The organism is Endozoicomonas sp. SESOKO2 (assembly GCF_024606245.1).
In the GTDB taxonomy this organism is placed as follows: domain Bacteria; phylum Pseudomonadota; class Gammaproteobacteria; order Pseudomonadales; family Endozoicomonadaceae; genus Endozoicomonas_A.
Map to the genome: position 1 here is coordinate 1 of NZ_JAHHPQ010000248.1, position 20664 is coordinate 20664.

At 46.9% G+C, this 20664-nt stretch carries 16 protein-coding genes; 5 read left to right on the forward strand and 11 right to left on the reverse strand.

Annotated features, from left to right (window positions below; genetic code table 11):
- On the reverse strand, nucleotides 1-221 hold a 221-nt coding region (locus tag KDK17_RS05900), incomplete at its 3' end, for a hypothetical protein (protein WP_257287582.1).
- A gap of 165 nt (nucleotides 222-386) precedes the next feature.
- Between KDK17_RS05900 and KDK17_RS05905 the strand changes: the two genes are divergently transcribed.
- The 3 genes from KDK17_RS05905 to KDK17_RS05915 are packed head-to-tail and all read left to right on the forward strand — an operon-like array spanning nucleotide 387 to nucleotide 4615.
- Nucleotides 387-1487 carry a hypothetical protein gene (locus tag KDK17_RS05905; protein ID WP_257281184.1) on the forward strand — a complete coding sequence of 367 codons (1101 nt, stop codon included), beginning with the start codon at nucleotides 387-389 and terminating at the stop codon, nucleotides 1485-1487.
- Between the two features lie 47 nt (nucleotides 1488-1534).
- Complete coding sequence (locus KDK17_RS05910; protein ID WP_257281183.1) at nucleotides 1535-2911, forward strand: hypothetical protein; 1377 nt, start codon at nucleotides 1535-1537, stop codon at nucleotides 2909-2911.
- 48 nt (nucleotides 2912-2959) lie between these two features.
- Nucleotides 2960-4615, forward strand: coding sequence for a hypothetical protein (locus KDK17_RS05915; RefSeq protein WP_257287583.1), 1656 nt, complete (start codon nucleotides 2960-2962; stop codon nucleotides 4613-4615).
- A gap of 65 nt (nucleotides 4616-4680) precedes the next feature.
- On the opposite strand, the gene KDK17_RS05920 is transcribed toward KDK17_RS05915, so the two are convergent.
- Entirely contained in the window at nucleotides 4681-5466 is a 786-nt protein-coding gene (locus KDK17_RS05920) for a WD40 repeat domain-containing protein (protein ID WP_257287584.1), read from the reverse strand.
- A gap of 433 nt (nucleotides 5467-5899) precedes the next feature.
- On the opposite strand from KDK17_RS05920, the gene KDK17_RS05925 reads away from it, so the two are divergent.
- Nucleotides 5900-9493, forward strand: a complete 3594-nt coding sequence (locus KDK17_RS05925; protein WP_257287585.1) for a hypothetical protein — start codon at nucleotides 5900-5902, stop codon at nucleotides 9491-9493.
- Nucleotides 9494-9593: 100 nt separating this feature from the next.
- On the opposite strand, the gene KDK17_RS05930 is transcribed toward KDK17_RS05925, so the two are convergent.
- The 9 genes from KDK17_RS05930 to panB form a co-directional block, all read right to left on the reverse strand.
- On the reverse strand, nucleotides 9594-10229 hold the full coding sequence (locus KDK17_RS05930) for a hypothetical protein (RefSeq protein ID WP_257254435.1): 636 nt from the start codon (nucleotides 10227-10229) through the stop codon (nucleotides 9594-9596).
- 9 nt (nucleotides 10230-10238) lie between these two features.
- Nucleotides 10239-11240: a 5'/3'-nucleotidase SurE gene (locus KDK17_RS05935; RefSeq protein ID WP_257275785.1), complete on the reverse strand. Its 1002-nt coding sequence runs from the start codon at nucleotides 11238-11240 to the stop codon at nucleotides 10239-10241.
- Nucleotides 11241-11343: 103 nt separating this feature from the next.
- The gene (locus KDK17_RS05940) at nucleotides 11344-12408 is read right to left on the reverse strand and encodes a hypothetical protein (protein ID WP_257275784.1); all 1065 of its coding nucleotides are present in this window, start codon (nucleotides 12406-12408) and stop codon (nucleotides 11344-11346) included.
- Complete coding sequence (locus KDK17_RS05945) at nucleotides 12395-13243, reverse strand: phosphate/phosphite/phosphonate ABC transporter substrate-binding protein (RefSeq protein ID WP_257287586.1); 849 nt, start codon at nucleotides 13241-13243, stop codon at nucleotides 12395-12397. The genes KDK17_RS05940 and KDK17_RS05945 overlap by 14 nt, the downstream gene beginning before the upstream one ends.
- A 263-nt stretch (nucleotides 13244-13506) precedes the next feature.
- Nucleotides 13507-14415: a 3'-5' exonuclease gene (locus KDK17_RS05950; RefSeq protein ID WP_257254431.1), complete on the reverse strand. Its 909-nt coding sequence runs from the start codon at nucleotides 14413-14415 to the stop codon at nucleotides 13507-13509.
- Nucleotides 14416-14581: 166 nt separating this feature from the next.
- The gene (locus KDK17_RS05955) at nucleotides 14582-15838 is read right to left on the reverse strand and encodes a serpin family protein (protein ID WP_306671238.1); all 1257 of its coding nucleotides are present in this window, start codon (nucleotides 15836-15838) and stop codon (nucleotides 14582-14584) included.
- Between the two features lie 349 nt (nucleotides 15839-16187).
- Nucleotides 16188-17831: a glucose-6-phosphate isomerase gene (pgi, locus tag KDK17_RS05960; protein WP_257287587.1), complete on the reverse strand. Its 1644-nt coding sequence runs from the start codon at nucleotides 17829-17831 to the stop codon at nucleotides 16188-16190.
- A gap of 73 nt (nucleotides 17832-17904) precedes the next feature.
- Nucleotides 17905-18756, reverse strand: a complete 852-nt coding sequence (panC, locus tag KDK17_RS05965; RefSeq protein WP_257254437.1) for a pantoate--beta-alanine ligase — start codon at nucleotides 18754-18756, stop codon at nucleotides 17905-17907.
- Nucleotides 18757-18878: 122 nt separating this feature from the next.
- Complete coding sequence (gene panB, locus KDK17_RS05970) at nucleotides 18879-19673, reverse strand: 3-methyl-2-oxobutanoate hydroxymethyltransferase (protein ID WP_257254429.1); 795 nt, start codon at nucleotides 19671-19673, stop codon at nucleotides 18879-18881.
- 459 nt (nucleotides 19674-20132) lie between these two features.
- Here panB and KDK17_RS05975 point away from each other — a divergent pair.
- Nucleotides 20133-20664, forward strand: a 532-nt coding sequence (locus KDK17_RS05975; RefSeq protein ID WP_257287588.1) for a hypothetical protein, incomplete at its 3' end; no start/stop codon positions are given.

Here is a 20664-nt window from a genome sequence, read left to right on the forward strand (position 1 = left end):
AAACTCAATTTCTTGCAATCCTCGCTACGGACGCTTAAGTCCGACAGGCTGCCAGCCAGCTGAAAAGCCAATTCACGTGCTCCAGCAATCAGGAATCGATTCAACCGGCTGACGCAGAGTTCTTCCTGATCCTGCTCAGCATCGAGCAGGGCCAGAACCCGGGTGTCCAGCTCTTCACGGTTTTCGTTGTCACTTCTCAGGCGGGTGAGCACATCCGACATGGTGTACTCAACATTCGCGGGAGTATCAGATTTCCCTATCTGCTAAAGAAATTTTGTCAGAGCAGCTAACAAAAGCGTTATTCAGGTTCTTACAGGGGAACAAGTCATACTCGGTCACAGTCAAATGGTTACTGAATTATAAAATGTTGTAAATGGAGTATTACTATGGCAAATCCACTAGGTACAGGAAGCACTTCACCAGGAACTGACCTTAATGTTCAGGTGACATCTGAGACGCCCAACCGTCATAGGGGCAGCACTACGATGTATTCATTGCGTCGATGCTGCGCTCTTAAAGATACATTAATCGGGATTACGAAAGGCATGACATGGCCAACGGTCCCTGAGCGTCCCGCGCAGTGCTCTTTTCTGGAGGGTGGGGAACGTCTGGAATCCCGGGCGGTGGAAGTTTCTTCATCCGGGCAGAGCTCGTCAACCCATTCGCGAAAGGTTAGCGAGGCCAGTGAGGCTGAAATCCGGGCTGAGCTGGAGAAAATGGATGGACGTATTCAGCAGGATTACCAGCGTTTCTGCGAGCAATTTAGTCTGTGCAATAAAATTGTGTCTTTTGCTATGACCACTGAACTGGCATTGGATGACGATATTCTCTTCTATCAGGATGCGCTATTAGACCAGCACAAGGATCAGCCAGAATTGCAGGTAATGTTTAATTATCTCAATCAGAAAACCAAAATGCTTGAGGACAAAAATCAGGAAGTTCTTGAACGGGACAGAAAAATTCAGGAGCTTACACGACAGCTTGAACATAGCGAGCAGCAAAGGGTTCGGGCACAGGACGAACAGCAAGCAAAGGCGCTGGTTGATGAAAAAGTCATCCATTTAGAGAAGCTTTTGAGGGAAGCTGATTGTCGTGCAACAGAGATGCAGCGAGACCTCAATAAAATCAAGGAAGAAAAAGCTAAAGAATCCAAAGAGGTTGAGTCTCTGAACGAACGCTTAGCAGCGTATCAACTTTACACAGATAATGAGCTGGAATACAGAAAAAAAACCTGTGCTGAAAAAGAGAAACAATCCAAACGGATTGAGTCTCTGGAGAAACTTGTAGGAGCCTATCAAAGTCGCTTGGCTGCTAATCACGATAGCAAAGGCGAAGCCTGGGATGAACAAGAGAAGCAATCCAGACAATGGGATGCCGACAGGGCGGCGATGGAAAGAGAGATTGAAACCCTGAGGGCTAAACTCAGAGCACTCTCAATGGATGAACAGACGACAGAGACTGGAGCTGCATTGGATGGGGGTCGTTGATAGTCAAATAGTTGTGAATTTTTTAACGTTGCAAAAGGAGTATTATAATGGCAAATCCATCAAACGCAGCAATCCCAGCAAACGTAACTGACCCGGGTGTTCGGGTCAAAGATGATAGGTCCGGCCGCCATTCCGGCAGTGTTGCGGAATATTCATTATATCAATGCAGAGTTCTTATAGATCCATTACGCAAGATGCGCAGTGGGATCACTGTGGAAAAGTTACCTGAACCCCCTTCGCCGTGCCATCTTTTGAGTGATTTTAAATGTTTGGACCGTCGGACGGTGTTAGCCTATCCATCCCTGGAGGATAGTACCGAGGACATGCCAACCTTTTTACGCAGGATTAACGCAGCCAATGGTTATGGAGTCTGGGCTGAACTGGCACATATGGATGAGCAAAGAAGGGCTTATTACCATCATCTCTGCCAGCTTCACAGTCAGCTCGGTGAATCACTGAATGCTGCTCGGCAGGTTGAAAACTCATTAGAAAACGATATTTCCCTCCATAGAAAAAATAGAGCGTTTGAGGCAGCGGACCAGCCATTCAGAACCCTTCAAACTAATAAATTAGTCACACAATTAGAAGACCAACTGAAGGTATCCAGACTTCGTTCAACCAAGATGCAGAAAGAGCTTGAAGAAGCTCGAATAGAAAGAAAAAAGATTGAAGCTGACCTTTGCAATACCCAAGATGGAAAAAGTGTGAGCGTCGAAGAGTTTCAGAAATTGACGCAGGATTTAGTACAAGCCCGTCGCGATCAGAATACCTTAAAAAAAATACGAGAACAAAATGATGAACAATCCAGAAAGGTTAAAAAGCTGAAGGAAGATAATTATGAACAATACATAGAACTCAGGAAGCTGAATCAGAAGTTATTAGAAGCTGGTCGTTCCTCAGATAAACAGCAGCTTGACTTAAAAGAAATGCAAAAAGAAAACGATTTGTTATCCAGACGGGTTGCAAGTCTGGAGTTGGATTTAGAAGTAGTTCGTCGTTGTTCAGATGCTCATCTAAGTCTCTTTAATAAAATGTGGGAAGAAAAAGTTCAACAATCCAGACGATCGAGCCAGCGTGAGAATGAGTTATATCCAAAAACCACAGCGCTTGACGACAATCAGGAGCAACAGTCTGAACTGGAACTTGAAAACAATGTTTTGCTGAGACAGTTGACCTACACACAAGAAAGTCTCAAAGCTGAAAAAAGAATGCGCTCTCAGGTTGAGAATGACCTGCAACAGACCCGCTCTCTTTTGCAAGAGAAAGAAGATGAAGTGATCGCCTGGGTCAATCAATCGAGGCAGTGGAACACCGCCAGGGCGGCTATGGAAAGAGAGATTGAAAATCTGATGGATAAACTGAGCATGCTATTACAGAACAACCAATCAGAGGCGATGGAAGTTTCCCAGGATCAGGTTCATTAATAGTCAAACGATTTATGAATTGTTGAATGTTGTAAAAGGAGTATTACGATGGCCATTCCATCAAGTACGGTAAGCCGTCCACCCGAACCTGACAGGTTGATTAGTCAACATGTTCAGGGGACAACTGAGGAGTTAAACAAGCATCCGGGCGGTACTGCGATCTATTCATTGCATCAATGCTGTGCTCTTACAGAAATACTAAGCAAGATGCGGGCAGGCACGGTCGTGGAAGATTTGCCTGCCCCCCCTAAGCCTTGCCGTTTTCTGAATGGCGGTAAACCTCTGGAGTCCCGCACGGTAATGGCGTCTTCATCCTGGATGGGTAGTCTAAGGAACACGCGAACCGATTCGCGACAGCCTGCCGGGGCCATTGATGCTGAAGTTCAGGCTGAACTGGAGAGAATGGATCAACGTATTCAGATGGATTACCAGCGCATCTGCAGTCTCAACAATCAGCTCGGTAACGTTCTGGAAATGGCTTTGCAGACTGAAACGGCATTGGGCAAAGATATCCCCTTCTATGAAAAAGCATTACAGAAGCAGTATGAGAATTCGGGAAAATTAACGGCAATGGGTAGTGAATTCTTCCAGGCTGTGACTGCAAAACAACGTTCTCTTGAGAATGAGCTACTTCAGAAAACCAGAATGCTTGAGAGTAAAAATAAGCAAGTTGAACAACTGGGTGAAAGAATCCAGAAGCTATCACAACAGTCTGAACAGAGCGGTAGCAAAATTCTTAAACCGGGCGATAGAAAAATTGAGACAGTGCTTCGTGATCGTACAATAATTCTTCAGCAAGCACTTGATGAAGCCCGGCAAGAACTTAAAAAAGCCCGAGAAGAAAGAAAAGAGGGTGATGATGCCCTGCGTAAAATCCAGGAGGGAGAATATGAGACTCCAGAAAGGGTTCAAAAGCTGAAGAAGGATTTAAACTCAGCTAATGTTCGCTTAATAGATAAAGGATATGAAATAGATCGTCTTCACAATGACGCTAAAAAGCTGAAAAAGGACTTGGAAGAAGTTGACCGTTCTTGTACTGCAGCCCGAAAAGACGTTAGAAAACTCGAGGAAGAAAGATATGTCCTATCCAAACGGGCTGACAGACTGGAGAAGGATTTAATAGAAGCTAATCGTGGCTATCAAGACACCTTAAGAATAATCCAGGAAGAAAATGCTGATCTTAATCGTGGCTATCAAGACACCATAAGGAGAATCCAGGAAGAAAATGCTGAACTGACTAAACTGGCTGACAATCTGGGGAATCATGTTTCAGCAGCCCTGCATTCATCAGATTATGATCGGGATCGCAATCTCAGAGCCCGGATAGAACGATTGGAACAATCCAGACCGACTGAGCAACTTGAGCATGCCCTGTTACAGAAGGCCGAAATGCTTAAAGCCACACAAGAGCAATTATCTGAAGTAGAAAGTCAAAAAGCGCTTATGCTGAGAAAGTTGAAAAATATGTATCAGAAACTCACAGCAATGGGGGTTGACCTGATACCCAAAAATAAACTTTCTCAGCTTCAGAATGATCTGCAACGGAGTCAGTCTCTTTTGCAAGAGAAAGTGAACGAATTGAGTGCCTTTGTCGCTCAATCCAGACAGTGGGATACCGACAGGGCGGCTATGCAAAGAGAGATTGAGACCCTGAGGGCTGAGCTGAAAGCAGTCTCAATTGGCAACCAGACGACAGAGACATAAGCCTCCCCAAATCAGTGTTGAGGTGTCAAGAACGACCACCTCACACCGTGGGTAAACACTAGCAATCAATCCAGTTTAGTGACTTGCGCCGTTCCATCCTGACTGCTGGTCACCAGGCGACGGCCATCGTCGATGAAAGCTACGGATTTGACCGGCCCATTATGGTGAATAATGGTTTTTTCTAACCACGATCCGTCCGCCATCTCGCCGAAGACTTTCGACGTGTGATCGTCACTAGCGGTCAGCACATGCCTGTTATCAGCGCTAAAGGTGACTGATCTGATCTTGTCATCGTGGCAAATGCGGGCTTTTAATGACCATGATCCATCTGTCTCCTGGCCAAAAACTTTCGCCGTGTTATCGTCACTGACGGTCACCAGATGGCGGCTATCGGTACTGAAAGTTGCTGATGTGATCGGCTCACAATGGGAAATGATGGCTTTTACTACCCATGTTCCGTCGGACTCCAAGTCATGAATTCTCGCTATGTGATTGTCACCGACAGTGACCAGATGGAGACCATCGTCGCTTAATGTGGCTGAGTTGACATGATCTGCAGTGGTGATAGTGGCCTCTTTTGCTAATGATCCATCGGCTTGCCGGTTATAGATTTTCGCGCTGCCATCGGTGCTAACGGTCACCACACGGCGGTTATTGGCTCTGTAACCTTGTTGATGGGAGCTTGCTTGTTGTAAACGGTCAATACCTTGATGACTCAAAAATTCACTCTGGTCACCTTCAGTGCCAACCCTTCCGAAACCGACACCTGTTGGTGCGCCCTGCGGCTGAACAGGTTCTATTATGGCTGGATTTGAAAGCCCGATAGCGGCGGGAGAATTTAAGTTATTCATATTAAGTTCCTTTCATTAAGTTAGTTTTATCCTTGATTACAAGTATGTTGCTTAAAACATTGATGTACTTGAGTAACTCTGAGTTGCTTCCAGGATAAAAGTTCAAGACATTGATGTAAGCGCAACTAACAAGAAAGCAGGACTGTGATTATGAAAAAGGATCAGCAAACTGAAAGTTGGTTTCTTTATCTGTCTCTCAGCAGCAGGACGGTCTGAGGACGGATGTTACTGTCCAGATGACCATGAATGTCGGTGAAGGAAATGGGTTTGTCGATCATGTTACGGCGAGAGTAGCGGATTTCCTCTACGGCTGAAGAAATTTAGTCAGGATAGCTAACAAGAAAGTTATTCAGGATCTTACCGGGGAACAAGTCTTAATGCCCAGAGTCAAATCATTTATGAATTCTCTAAAACCTCTAAAAGGAGTAGTTCCATGAATGATCCCCAAAGTTTAGGAAGACCGCTGGTTTTGCCAGGTTCTATTGTTCAGGCAACCAACGGGAGGCTCGGCAACGATTCCGGCAATACTGCGGAATATGCATTGAAACGGTGTCGTGTTCTTAAAGGCACGTTTAGCCTATTGCTGAGAGAAATAATTGTATCAGAGTTGCCAGAGCAGCCTGTGCGAAGTCGTTTTCTGAATGGCAGTAAATCTCTGGAGTCACGGACGGTAGCGGCGTCTTCATCCTGGTTGGGTAGTTTTTGGAACACGCCTGCCGGGGCCATTGATGCTAACGTTCAGGCTGAACTGGAGAAAATGGATGAGCGTATTCAGAAGGATTACCAGCGCATCTGCGAGCTGCATGCCCAGCTCTGTGAAGTTTTGGAGACTGTCAGGCAGACTGAGGTTTCATTAGGAAAGGATATTCCCTTCTATGACCAGGCGTTAAGAAGTCAGCTTAAGGATCAGGAAGCGATACAGGTAATGGCTAATGAGCTTCTGGATGAATTCGGAACGTTAAATGAATCCTTCCTTGCTGAAATCCAGCGAAGAGATCAGCGGCATTCGCAAGCGTGTGATCCAAACTTACCAAGGGCTGTCTTTAAGGTTTTGAGTGACCAGGTTCGCTCACTTGAGAATGAGTTGCGTCAGAAGACTTTAATGATTCAAGCTAAAGGTGAGGAAGCTCATGAACTGGATAGAAAAGTTCAGGAGCTTACACGACAGACTGAACACAATGAAAAGCAAATGATTCAGGCGCTGACTGAGCAGGACAGAATGAGAGGTGTTGATAAATTAGTCAGTACTTTAAAGGCAGATTTATCCAAAGCCCACCGTCATATAAGTATCTTTCAGAAAGCCATTGATAAACTCAATGATCAAAAAGCTAGAGACGCCGAACGTGCTGACCAACTGAATTTCAAACTAAACCAGCTCACTGCCCAGTTACGGGATCAGCAAAAGACGGAGGGGCCAGTTTCCGGACCGGGACCTGAAAACATTCGATTGCAGACAGAGTTGCAAAGTCCAGAAGCCAGCTTCAGATCAGCACCAGACGTTCTGGAGACTCTGACAGCGTTGCAGCATAAAAACGATCAGTTAGAAACGCTGACAAAAAAACAGACGGAAGATTTGAATAAAATCAGGGATGAGCGAGATCAGGCCCGTGCAAGGGCATTGGTTGTTGAAGGGCAGTTAAAAAGCCACTGTGCAGAAATGACGAAAGTCATGGATGAGACAAAGAACGCCGAAAAAGGTTTGAACCTCTTGAAAACTCAGATTGAACAGCTGCAATCCCAACTGGATGGAGAGCGAAAGCGCAGTGGCAAGTTGCAGGCCGACAAACTTTCTTCTGACACTGAGGTGCGTCGTCTTAGAGCCCAATTCGCCAGTCAAGTCTCTGATGAAAGAATCCAGGCCAGTCATGCCAATATCCAGCTTTATAAGGAGCTGGAAGAGAAGAAGGCGGAGTACGAGAAAGAAACAGCTCATTACCGCGAGCTGTCGACCCAGTTTAAGTCTCTCGATCTTGCTATGAAAAAGAAGAGTGAAAAAGCGTCCGGGTATTTTGAAAAAAGCCAAAGACTGGAGCAGGCACTCAGACTGGGTGAAGAGCGTTTAACCGAGCTTGAATCTCAAAAAACTCAATTGGAAAAACAGTTAAAGGATACCCAAACCCGGCTAAAAGGTTCTAACGGTCGTATTTCAGCGCTGGAAGTTTGGTTGAATCAGCAGAAGACAGAACTTGAACAACTGAGAGTCACGGGAACTGAACTGAAAGCCAGCAAAGAGAAGCTCAACCAGGTTCAGACTGATCTGCGACAGACCCGGTCGCTGTTGAAAAAGACGGCTATGGCAGAGCAAAGCGCAAGGGAAGCGCTGCAGAAGAAAGAGGGTGAAGTGAGAGCCTGGGTGACTGAATCCAGGCAGTGGAATACCGCCAAGGCAACTCTGGAAGGGCAGGTTGAAACGCTGCAAGCTGGATTGCGCAGACACATGGAAGATAAGCATAAAGCGGACAAGGAACTCGCCGAACAAGTCAAGAGCTTAGAGGTTATGGCAAAGAAGCTGTTGGCAGCAGAAACAAAAATGAAACTGGCTTCCAGTCAGCCTCAGTCAGACCAGAGTTCACAGAGGCAGCACATAGAGTCGCTGACCGCTCAGGTCACTGAACTGAAGCTTCACAAAAAGAAAGCTGAAGATGCGCTGCAGTCATCCGAAGCAAGATTCAGGAAGGACTATAGCCAGTCTGAGGATAGAGTGAGTGAACTGACACAGCAGCTTATTGCCGTGAAAGCAAAACTGAGCAACGTGTCCGAAGCGGAACAGAGAGCGATCAGTGAAGCGGCTCAAGCCAAGTCAAGCTATAAAAAGTTTGAGAGTGAGTCTGTTCGTCTGGGACAACAGGTAGACACGCTCTCTGAAGAGGTCCGCCAACTTACGGATGAGAAGAAAAAGGCCAAAATGCAAATTGAGAAAGAGCGGCTTGAGCTGAGAAGTGAGGTAGCCATGCTGAGGGAGAAAGCCTCAAAAGCCGATACCATTGAGCAGGAGCTAAAGCTTAAGCACAAGGAGATCTCTGATCAAAAGGCTCAGCTTTCCCGGGCGGAGAGAGAACGCAGGACTCAGCTTGAACAGCTCAGGCAGGATTTGGACGAGTCCCGGCAAAAGTTTCATGAAGAAGAGGCGGCTAAATTAGTGTTTCAATTAGACTACAATGCTGCCAAAAGCCAACTGGAGCTGTTGCAGCAACAACACGCTGAGGCCATGGCTGAAATTGACAGGTTGAAAGCTTTGTCCGAAAACAGCGGGCAGGCTCCAAGGCTTGGCCCTGGTTTTGATTTCCGGGAGTCAGGCGTTGAGTTTGACGATGAAGGAGCCTATGTCAGTCTCAGTACCGCCACACATCAACCCAATTCTTTAACTCAGCTTGTTTCTACGATCGATGAAACAAGTTTGACCGATCTTCAGGCTCATGGTCCTCGAGGTGTCTCTCGCTTTGAATATCAGGATCTTATGAGGAAAAAGAATGAGTTGGAACAGCAAATCTCAGAGCTCAGGGAAGCACTCAGAATGGCTCAAGATCATGAGAAAGAGCATAAAATGCGAGCCCGTCAGGCCGCCTTGGAAGTGGGAGAAATCAGGAAGCAACTGACAGAGCTTAAGGCCGAAAATGAGCAATTTGCACATATGGCAAGTGACCGGGAAGAAGAGGAGAAAAAGTGGCGTGAAGAGGTCAGGAAACTGACCAAAGCAAAGGCACAGATTGAGCTTGATACACAGGCTGAGCTGGACGAAGCCCGTGAATTTGCTGAAAAAGCCGGGCGTCGAAATGCTGAGCTTGGAACAGAAGCGAGGCACTTGAGGAGCAAGTTGGAGGATCTGGAGTTTCGCCTGGAAAGAGACATGCCAGCTGTCATGCAGGAGAATCAGGACCTGAGCCAGCAGAATGAAGTACTCAGGACGGCATTTCTTGATTTGGTAGGTGTATTCAGAGAGAAACTGTCTGAAGCGGATCCGGATCAGCAAGCGCTTGAAGACAGGCTTTTGAAGATGCAGGCGATTTTATTGCCGCCGCAGCAGTAAAGCGTTGCCTTGTTGGGTCAAAAAGCCATCGAAAATTAAAGCCGCCCAAACAGGGTTGTATGGGCGGCTTTTTTTGAAGTGGTTGACGGGTAAATGTCGTCTAACCTTTAAACCAGTAACCCGCAAGCAAAGGACTGGTCGATGTCACCTTAAGTGTGTCACCAGTCGCCTCAAGAGTTTCTGGCTCGATCATCGCTATTTCGTCTTGATTAAAGCAGAAGCCAGCGTCGAATTTGATTTCATTGGGTCCCATTTTTTGTCCATACTGCATGCAGTCTGGCAGCTCAAAATAGACCTGCTCTCCAGATTGAACAATGGTCAAGGTGGCACCAGCAGAATTACTGTATGTGCCGCTCACATTTTCAATTGCGATCCAGTCATCCGGGCTGTGCATTCTGAGTTCAAACGAGTCTCCATCAAACTCGCAACGGTATACATCACCGAGCTGACACTGAATATTACCTTGATTGAAGCTCAGGCTACTCGTTTGTTCGTTATAGTCACCTGTGTAAACGGTAGACGACTCATCAGCTTCAGTTACAGTGAGATAGAATGCACCTTCGTTTACAGTGAGCCCGAGATGTACCGGCTCCTGGTCGACCAGCTGGCTGCCCACATATTGACCTTGATATTCGGACACAAAGTCGCTCTGACTCATAGTCGAGTTGTCGTCCGTGCCATCGTTACAGCCTGCCAGAACGGTGGCGGCAGCACTTAGCAGTAAAAGCTTTTTCATGCTGCCTCCTTAAAACAATTCGTTGAGCATGTAGCGAACCCACTCAGACTTGGCAACAGAACCTTGGACATTGGCTTGAATAGCGCTGATGGTGACATAACCCTGGCCGACAGCAATGCCCTCACTGTTTTCAGACTGATCAGCGTACTCAGCGTCAGAATCCATGCTGATACCTGCTTTGTCCTTATACATTTCTTTGGCGATGGACATGGCTTCATCCATGGTGAGGCTTGGATCATTTTCTATCAATTCGATTGCCACATAACCCATGAGCATGTCACTTGATGACAAGTCGTCAGTGAACTTGACGATCATGTTGTCGTGGCCCGCATTCCAGCCTACTTGGGTATGTTTGAAACCGCGGTGATTGGCAGGATCTTCAGGAATGTTGACATTGAGGCCCGTGAATTTTGGCAGTATTGGTGCCCCATCTTTTGTCTGGGGAACCAGCTTATCAAGCAGTTCTATGACAATGTTAGCAACATGAGGCGCTTTGTCTGCCTCACCGTCATAAGCGCTGACGGCGATGGCAGGAATACCACGTGCGATAGCTGCGTTTGTTGCCCCCAGGGTGCCGGACATGTTGGTTGAAAAGCCAACATTGTTGCCTTCATTGGGGCCGGAAATAACGAGGTCAGGCTGTTTACCCCAGCGTTCGTTAGCATACACATCAATACCGTAAAGCGCAGCCATGGCCGGCGTACCTTCGACATAGTCTTCAAATGCAACGCTAGCGTCTGTGTCACCGACACAGACCTGGTCTTTATCGATTTGCGTGCGATCAACCGAGACCGACTTCATAAAGTGGACAGCACCACCTTTACCACTTTGCCCCGTGCATGGTGCCGACATGATGACGTCATGACCTGCCGCCTTGAGAGCAGCATGTAGCGTCTGAATATTGGTTGTCGACCAGCTGTCATCGTTGGTCAAAAGAATATTCATTGCGTTTGCTTGGGCACTAACCCCTAAACCGATGGCCAATGCCAACGCAGCAAATCTGGTGTTCATAGTTTATCCCTTTGTGTGCTTGAAAGTTGATAACCAAGCTAGAAGGGATTGATGACGGTTATGTTAAAACAAGCTTTCTAAGCTTTTAGAGATATCTTTAAATTTAACTGATTGTTTTTATTAAAAAATTATCATCCATGAGTGCGTGTTGATAGCGCCCGGTTTTTTGGTCTCTGCTTTTTACGAACAAGTACGCTTGGGCCAAGTCGCCAAAGTGCGCCCTCATTTCTTCTTTAATTTTGTTCCGGTTTTGATCAAGCGTTCTGGCTTTCAGACCGTGTTGCTCTAGTTCATTGATTGCTCGCGCATGCCCCCTGTAAGAACGCATGATCTGTGCTAACTCGTGTCCTTTATCTGTATCGGGTCTGGTACTACAAGGATTGATATAAGCAGGCAGGCCATCCAGGCTACGCTTGGCGTACCAGTAGTAATAGAAAAATGGGGTCTTAGACATTTCGAGAGTATTGTCACCAATACTGACAGTGTGTTTGGAAAGGTTGAGCGCGGCTTTAGTCACAGAAGAAACATGAGGTGATGCCGGCTCAGTGTTTTTCGTAAGCACGCCACTCACCTCACTACTATCTGCTGTTATTTCGTGCTCCGAGCTAATAGGTTTATTCTCTGGTACTGCATTGGTTGCCGATTTTATCTGGGCCGGTCTGCCTGTTCGGTGCAATTGGAGATAGAAAACGAGCCCTGCAAGAGCACTAAGCGTTGCCATCAGCAACAGGGCTATCTCAGAATGAACGACAGAAATCTGCCAATCCAGACTAAAGGCCTGCTTATTTAAATAGAATGATAAATCTGAGTCTTGTGGTGAGGATTTTGGAGTTAGAGATATCTCTAAAACCTCAATATCACTGAACATCGAGATATTGGCCAGCGATATTATATTTGCGCTCTCTATCCATGCTTTCAATGTCATTGCACTGCGTTTTAAAAGTTCCTCCTTATCGTAACTATTTACCAGGGCGGCGTTGAGTGCGTCGGGTAAATACTCTTCAAGAGCAGACTGTATGACATAATTAAGTGCTAGCTCGTTAGCATGGCATAGCAATGTGAATATCAGGCAGGTGATGACCAGTGACAGTGCACATGAGCGGTATTGATTTGGCGTGGCGTGATAGGTGTTCATAGTCGTAAATAGTGTGCTGCTATGAGCAGGCATCCGTTGCCATAGTAGTTTTGATTAGCAGATTACCCATGACAGGAGACTGTTGGTGCCTCTCGAGTAAAGATTGACTGGCTTCACATCTAAGTGCTTGACTCAATGCTCTGGACAGGTACCAGCTTCCCGCAGAAGGAATGGTTTTCAGTTCAAAACGCTGCTCAGGTGGCCAGTCGGTCAGTTCAGGCTCAATACCGATAGCGGGAATAAAATCGACTTGGTTTTTGACAAATGCTTCAACCAGATCGGCTCGATGATTGAACCACTTTGTTTCACTATCATTAAGGACAACGCCGCGTTTTTTGAGCTCGATTTCAGGTACGAGAAAACCTGACTGGCTTCGCTTATCGTTCAGTAATCCAATATTGCGTTTATATAGTGTTGCTGAAGATAGTTGATAAATGGGTATGTGGCCGTACAGATAGATGGTGTAGGCTGGCAGCACTAAGGTCTCTTGATAGAGAGACTGCGTGTCCGGAGCCAGACCATTGAGTACTCGAGGTCGGCTGAATAGGAGATCAAAATGTTGGGATAAGAGATCATCAGGCGTAAGATGCTCCCTGGGCTTCCAAGATAATTCAACCCGAGCGTAGTCGCTTCCCGTTAACACCGATTCACAGAATAAAGCCGCCATAGCTTCTGCTTGCCAATCTGAAGGGGTATAAATGCGAAATGTCTTGTCACCTTTAGATACATCAACCTGACAGCTCAGCTGGTTGAGATTGATTCGGTCTGTCTGCAAAACAGAAAAGGGTAGCAGAAGTAATGTGCCTGATAACAATGAGGCAACGAAGAAGCTCCATTGAGTCGCACGAAAAAGGGTATTCCTGTGCATAGTTCTCCCTTGAGTGTCAGGAAAGACTACACGACAAATGTTACGTTTGAATGACTGGGAATCAGGCGCCAGGCCCGAGCCCCCCCATGCACGATCTCTATTGAGCTGTCTGCTTATCCTTTCAAAGGCTGGTATGGACTGCGAGCGACTCAGACCATGGAGGGGCTGTTGGAGCGAAATTTGCCGTCTTGTTGTCATGAGGTGGCCGGTAAAAATGCTTTATCTCAGATGACCGGATTTTGCGAGGTTTTGCGACACCCTCTTTAGCGCGGGGGGATGTCAACAGGTTCAGTGGTTGCGGCCATGGTTTTCAATATGCCTAGTGTCATACGGCAGTCTGCCAGGGCCCTATGAGCCTGCCCCTCAACTTTCACTCCCATATAGTCTGCTGCTGCAGTTAGTTTCTGATACTGCCAATCTTCCTGGTAGTGATTCCATTGGCCGTAGTAGGCAGCGAAAAGTTTCATAACGCACCCTATCCTTGAGCACTGAGAGTCGAAACGATCAAGGCCAGAGCTTTGCAGGATAACTCTCTTGTCGTAGTCAGCGTTATACATTAACAGTGTTCTGTCTTTTATAACTTTAAGGAAGTCGTCATGGATTTCGGCCCATGCAGGGGCATTCTCTACCATTTCATTAGTGATGCCATGAATATCAATGGCTTCCCGGGGGATTGGTTTTGCAGGTTTTACCAGGGTGTCCAGTAGTATCTTTCCGGAACTGTCAATTATGCTGATCTCTACAACTTCGGCGTTCTTATTCAGGCCAGTGGTTTCAGTGTCGAGGTAGATGGGGTCATAACTCAGCCACTGCCTTGCAAGCCGTGCATATTTATGGCGATTATGAGCGAGTTCTTTAGAGATAATCGTGTCAGCACTTTTAATCACCTTGCAACGTTGAGATTCTATGTCTGAGTCATCAGTTAGTGGCCTTTTCTGTACTTTGGAACTATTCTCACAACCCCTGTGATTAGCGTCATCTGTCTCAGAAGACGTATTAACAATGCGATCTGCGATGAAAGTAGCAGATGCCTGGTTATATTGTTGTGCTGTCAATTTTGGCTGAGGATAAACGGCCTCAACACCGGAGCCCGAAGAATCCCCATCACTATTATCTTGTGTAAGGGTGTAAGTCGTTCCAACGTGACCAATGCCAGTCTTTGGTATATCCATACATAAAGAACTCCTTAATTCGTTTTAATTGAAATCCGTTCTCGAATTTCATTTTTTTCCTCAACTGGATACCCTGTACATCCAGTGCGGGGAGGAGTGTTGACTTGCTCGCCAGAGCAAGCTCCTGCCGGATGGCAAGACATTCAATGGCCTTCTGTTTTTGTCTTTAAGGTTCACCTTGAAACTCAAAAAAGCTGCCATCCTTTATCATCATCTCAAGCAAGCGATTACCTTGTCTGTCCACAATAGCAATGTAGCCAGGGCAGTCAAAGTGAAAGTAACACCCTTTGGACATGCCCCTTAGCCTTCTTGTTGCGGCAGTGGCAACTGTACCATGAGCGCCTTCTTCATCAACAGATAAAGAGACCTTCTGAAGTATTTCCAGCTGCTGACCTCCCGGTTTGCCTAATCTTGATAAATCTTCAGCCTTTATTATGTCTGTTCCAAATGTCTGAGAAATTTTGTCGAGTAAGTGGGTATCACAACTATCCGTCATTTTTATTTTGGGCAGCTTTAGATCCAGCTTCACTTCACGATAGTTTAATCTTTCAATCAGATGGTCAATTGTTTCATAATCAAGTTTGTCGATCGCCGTCGGATTTTCTGAATCAGCTGGTGTTATTGCGACTAATTTAAGATCTTCACCATTCGCAGACCGGAATTTTTTGCCAATGGCACCAAAATCTTTGTTATGAACAAATTGAAGTATTTCAGTTGAACACATCATAATGACGTTTTTAATAATGCTTCCATTTGCGCAAAGAAATCTGCCGGGGACCGTTCTGTGTTTAGGCATTTCGTGCTCCCAGATACCCCGGAACTCCATCACATTCGCTATAACCGCTGTAATTCTGTCTCGTTCTCCTTGAGAAAGACCACCAAACAACGATTTAATTTTTCCCCGGGTTTTCTCATTGACGTAAGCATCTGTGACATCGGCCAGCCAATGGCCTTGACAATCCAGCTTTTCGGTTTGATAACATTCAGACAGTATTTGATTAAGCTGCTCATTATTGAGGGTATTGGCAAAAGCTAATAAGTTAGCGCAAGAGATTGCCTGTTCTTCATCCGGATGCTCACCATAAGCGTGTTTTACGCTGAATTCACCGAGTTTTTTATGGATTTCAATCTCCAGCTCATCCGTCAAGGCATCTGCAGGGATTCCCAGAACCAATGCTTTCCTCTCTTTATCATCCATACACGCCAGAAGCATACCCAGAACCGGAGCCAGGCTGGTAGCAGACACTACCTTGCTTTTGTCGTCCTTTACGCCCTGAGTGCCAAGGATTCCGAATGATACTTTATCCATCAGTTTTTTAACAATATCAGAAGCCTGTGAAGTAACCCCATAGGATGTACCCGACAGATTTAATGGCTGCGATGTAAAATTCATCGAGTTGATTGAATGTCTAACAGGTTCCATAGTATTTTCTCCATTAGTTTGAAATTGATTGATTAGATTAGAATCAACTCACCGCTTCCATGCTTTGCAAATAGTTGTAATTTTGGTTTTTTCTTAAGTTAAGTATTTGTCGTTAAAATGTCACTAACCGATTAGTTAGTTACGATAACTCTTTGTTCCCGGTAATAGAGTCTGGTTCCTGTTATCGAATAAGCGTAAAACCCCGTACTTTGAGAGGGTGTCGCAAAACTCCAACAATTCGTTCCCACGCTTCTGAGGTCGTCATTCCCGCGAAGGCGGGAATGACGGGAGAGTAACCAACCTTTTGCGACAGCCTCTTAAGGACAGGGAGGATATCAATCAGTGTTAATCAGGCATTAAAACGCTTAAAACGATTAACCAGTCCATTGGTGGAGCTGTCCTGATCGGAAGTCATACCGCTCTCTTTCAGGCGGTCATAAACCCGGTTGCCCAGAATCTTACCCAGTTCTACGCCCCATTGATCAAAAGAGTTGATCTGCCAGAGGGTTCCCTGAACAAAGACTTTCTGTTCATAGAGTGCCACCAGGGCACCCACGACTTCCGGAGTGATTTTCTCAGGCACAATCATATTGTTGGGACGGTTGCCGGGAATCACCTTGTGAGGTGCCAGAACATCAACATCGGCACTGCTCATGCCCGCCTTTGTTAACTCGTCACGGACTTCATCCAGATGCTTACCCTGCATCATGGCCTGACTTTGGGCCAGAGCGTTGGCGAATAGCCAAGGATGCTGTTCTCCCAGTGGATTATGGCTGGTAGCCGGGGCAATGAAGTCGACAGGAATCAGTCGTGTACCCTGATGAAGCAGCTGGTGATAGGCGTGCTGGTCGTTGGTGCCTGTGCCACCCCAGATAACGGCACCTGTCTGGTAATCGACCTTGCTGCCGTCCTTTCGGGTCTGCTTGCCGTTACTTTCCATATCCATTTGCTGCAAATGGCCCGGGAGGTCACGCAGGAAGAAATCATAGGAAATGACGGCCTGGGACTCTGAGCCAAAGTAGTTCTGATACCAGACACCCAGCATACCCAGGATAACCGGCATGTTTTTTTCCAGAGGCGCTTGGGCAAAGTGCTTATCCATCTCCCAGGCGCCTTTCAGCAGTTTCCGGAAGTTCTCAAAGCCCACTACCAGACTGATCATGAGTCCAATGGTGGACCACAGAGAGTAACGGCCACCGACCCAGTCCCACAGTGGCAAGGTGTTTTCCTGGGCGATACCAAACTCGTCAATGGCTTTGAGGTTGGTAGAAATAGCCACAAAGTGTTTGCGAATGTCGGACTCAGCACAACCTTTTGCCAACATCCAGGCACGGGCAGCCTGAGCATTCTGCAAAGTTTCCAGTGTGCCAAAGGATTTTGAAGCCACGATAAACAGGGTCGTTTCCGGATCAATTTTGCAGAAAACCTCGGAAATTTCGTTCGGATCAATATTAGCTACATAGTGATGTTCGAGCCCATCAACGTGGAAGGGCGTCAGGGCATTGATGGCTGTCTTCAAACCCAGATAGGAGCCGCCAATACCAATGTTAACAATGTGTTTGATGGATTTGCCGGTAAAACCTTGCCACTCGCCGGAATGGACTGAGTCAGTAATGCCTTTCATGCGCTCGTGGCTATCACGAATTTTGGGCATTACATCTTCGCCGTCTACCAGAACCGGGTTTGTGCCAAAGCTACGCAGGGCTGTGTGCAGAACGGCACGCTTCTCGGTGTTATTGATTTTCTCACCCCGAAACATGGCCTGAATCGCTTCTGGCAGTCTGGCCTCTTCAGCCATCTTCATCAGGGAAGACATTACGTCATCGTCAATCAGGTTCTTGGAGTAATCCAGAAACAGGCCAGCTGCTTCCAGGCTGTAGCGTTCAAATCGATCCTTGTCAGCCGAAAACAGTTCTCGCAGGTGAGTCCCTGCCATTTTTTGTTTCAGGGTTTCCAGTGATGAAGATGAGGAAAGATGTTTAAGAGGGGTCATGATGCAATTCAACCTCTGGAGGGTGAGTAAATACTGCCGGGGTTGTGCACAACAGTCGGCAGTATTCGGGTCATTACAAATTGATAGTAATGTTATCAATCAGTCGGGCTTTGCCCAGGTAACCGGCTGCAAGAATGACTAGCTGCTGATCTTCAGGGCCCGCTGGCAGAAGAGTGGCAGTACTGCTGATGTTGAAAAAGTCCGGCTTGAATCCAGCCTGGGCCATTGTTGCAAAAGCGTCACGGCGCAGCAGATCATAATCACGCTCACCTGCCTGAATAGCCTCACGGGCAGATTGCAGGCAGCGATAAAGTGTAGGAGCTATCTCTTCACGTTCTTTCTGCGTCAGATAACCGTTACGGGAACTCATAGCCAGTCCGGTATCTTCGCGGGCAATAGGTGCACCAACAATCTCAACAGGTATGCACAAGTCTTTGACCATTTTGCGAATAATTGCCAGCTGCTGAAAGTCTTTTTCCCCGAATACAGCCACATCGGGGCGAACAATATTAAACAGTTTGCTGACCACAGTCGCTATGCCAGTGAAAAAGCCCGGACGGCTCTTACCACAGTGCATGCCATCAAGCTCTTCGACAGTGACGTGGGTGTGGTGTTCGCTGCCTTCAGGATAAATTTCTGTCGTCTGGGCGGTGTAGAGCAGGTCTACTCCCTGCTCGATCAGCAGCTGCTGATCCTGCTCCATAGTACGAGGATAAGAGTCATAGTCTTCATTTGGGCCAAACTGCAGTGGGTTAACATAAATGCTGACAACGACCACATCGCAGAGTTCCTGGGCTTTTTCGACCAAAGTCAGATGACCGCCATGCAGATTACCCATGGTTGGCACGAAACCGACGGTTTTCGCTTCAGCTCTGCAGGCTGCTATCTCAGTCTGGATTTCAGCGATGGTATGAAGTGTTTTCATTGTGAGTAACCAGACGGTCAGTGACTTAAAAAAACCAGTATTTTTGGCTTTTGGCGGTTTCAGGATAGTGTTGATCATATCACTCAGCCAGATCATTCAGGAACCTGACTGAATAGAGAAACTCAGTTGAAACTGTGTTCCGACCCCGGGAAAGTACCGTCTTTCACCTCCGCAACATACCGGGCCACAGCTTCCTGTGGAGAGGTGCTGTCCCGCATGTAGTTTTTGACAAACTTGGGCTTGCGACCCGGAGTGAGGTGGAGCATGTCATGTATAACCAGAATCTGGCCATCGGTTCCGTCTCCGGCACCAATGCCAATGACCGGGATTTCCACAGCGTTAGTGATTTCCCGTGCCAGATCATTGGGCACACACTCCAGTAGTAACATGGCAGCACCGGCAGCCTGAAGCTCGATGGCTGCCTGAATCATGCTGTTGGCTCTTTCCTGTTCCCGACCCTGTACTTTGTAGCCGCCAAAGACATTAACAAATTGTGGGGTCAGCCCCATATGAACGCAGACAGGTATACCTTGTTGCCGGAGACGGGTCACGATGGGAGGCAACCAGCCTTCACCTTCCAGTTTCACCACTTCGGCACCGGCCTGCATGATTTTGGCAGCACTGATCACTGCCTGCTCTTCGGTAGCGTAGGAAGCAAAAGGAAGGTCTGCCATGATCATGGAATCGTGGGCTGCCCGAACTACACAGCGGGTGTGATAGCACATGTCGTCGACGGTAACGGGAACCGTACTGCTATTACCCTGTATGACGTTTCCAAGGGAGTCTCCTACCAGAATGACTTCAACCCCTTGAGTGCTGACCAGATGGGCGAATGTCGCGTCATAGGCAGTCAGGCTGGTAAATTTCTCGCCGGATTGTTTCATTTCGGCCAGGGTTTTCAGGGTTACTTTAGCCATCTATCAGGACCTTAAGCCTTTTGTGTTAACCAGAGAGTGCTTTCTGCTATTAAAAATAAGCTATGTGCACAGGGTAAGGCCATGGAGCAAAAAATGTTGCCCTAAACAGTCATTATGGCGCTGTCATTGTTGAGGCGCGGTGATTGACCAGAATGCCTGCCCCGAACTATGAAATCCCAGCCAGAGGCTGAATTTTCATGATCAGTAAGCTTTGTGGCGGATTATACGCAATGCAGCCGGGTGTGTCAGTGCCTGCGGGGGAGTGTACCCCGGAAGTTTATCGAATAAGGTCTATCCAGCTATTAGTGAGAGGATACACTGCGGTCGGGCACAGCCGCCGGATTGTATGGATTCCCGTCGCTTTTCACATCCTTTGTTATAAGGTGGCCTATCCTTCCTCTCTGTATACCAGAATGCAAGGATAGAATTATTAAACTCTCACTCTTTGCGGCACCGCGGTTGCTCATATTGTTGTCTGTTGTTTGCCAGGCTGAACCCTTTACAGCACGTTTTCTTGTCGAGCTTGAACAGAGTTCAGTTTTTCCAGGCCAGAGCTTTTCTGTATGGCTTGACCGACAAACATTACCAGACAAATCTTCACACATTCCCAACACAAACGGCTATTCAGAACCTGACTTGCCAATTGACAGCAAATCACCCGAACCTGACAGTGACGTGATGAAAACGATCATCATCGAGTCGATTTCATGGCAATGGCTTTACGCCACGAATCTGCTGATTGCTTATGAACTGGTTCTTAACACCAAAGACACTCCACTATACTACAACCCTTATTCAGGGATATCTGTAAAAGTGGTTGCCGCTTTCGGTTCGCTTTTAAAAAGCTATTGGGACATCGATTCACCGTCGTTTAACTCTATGGAACTCCGGGAGGCGAGTCAGGATCACCCGTTTGTGATAACCGCTATGATGCCCGGCTCTGGACACAACCAACAACCCAACCCGCCATCAGAATCATCCGGGCAGGAAG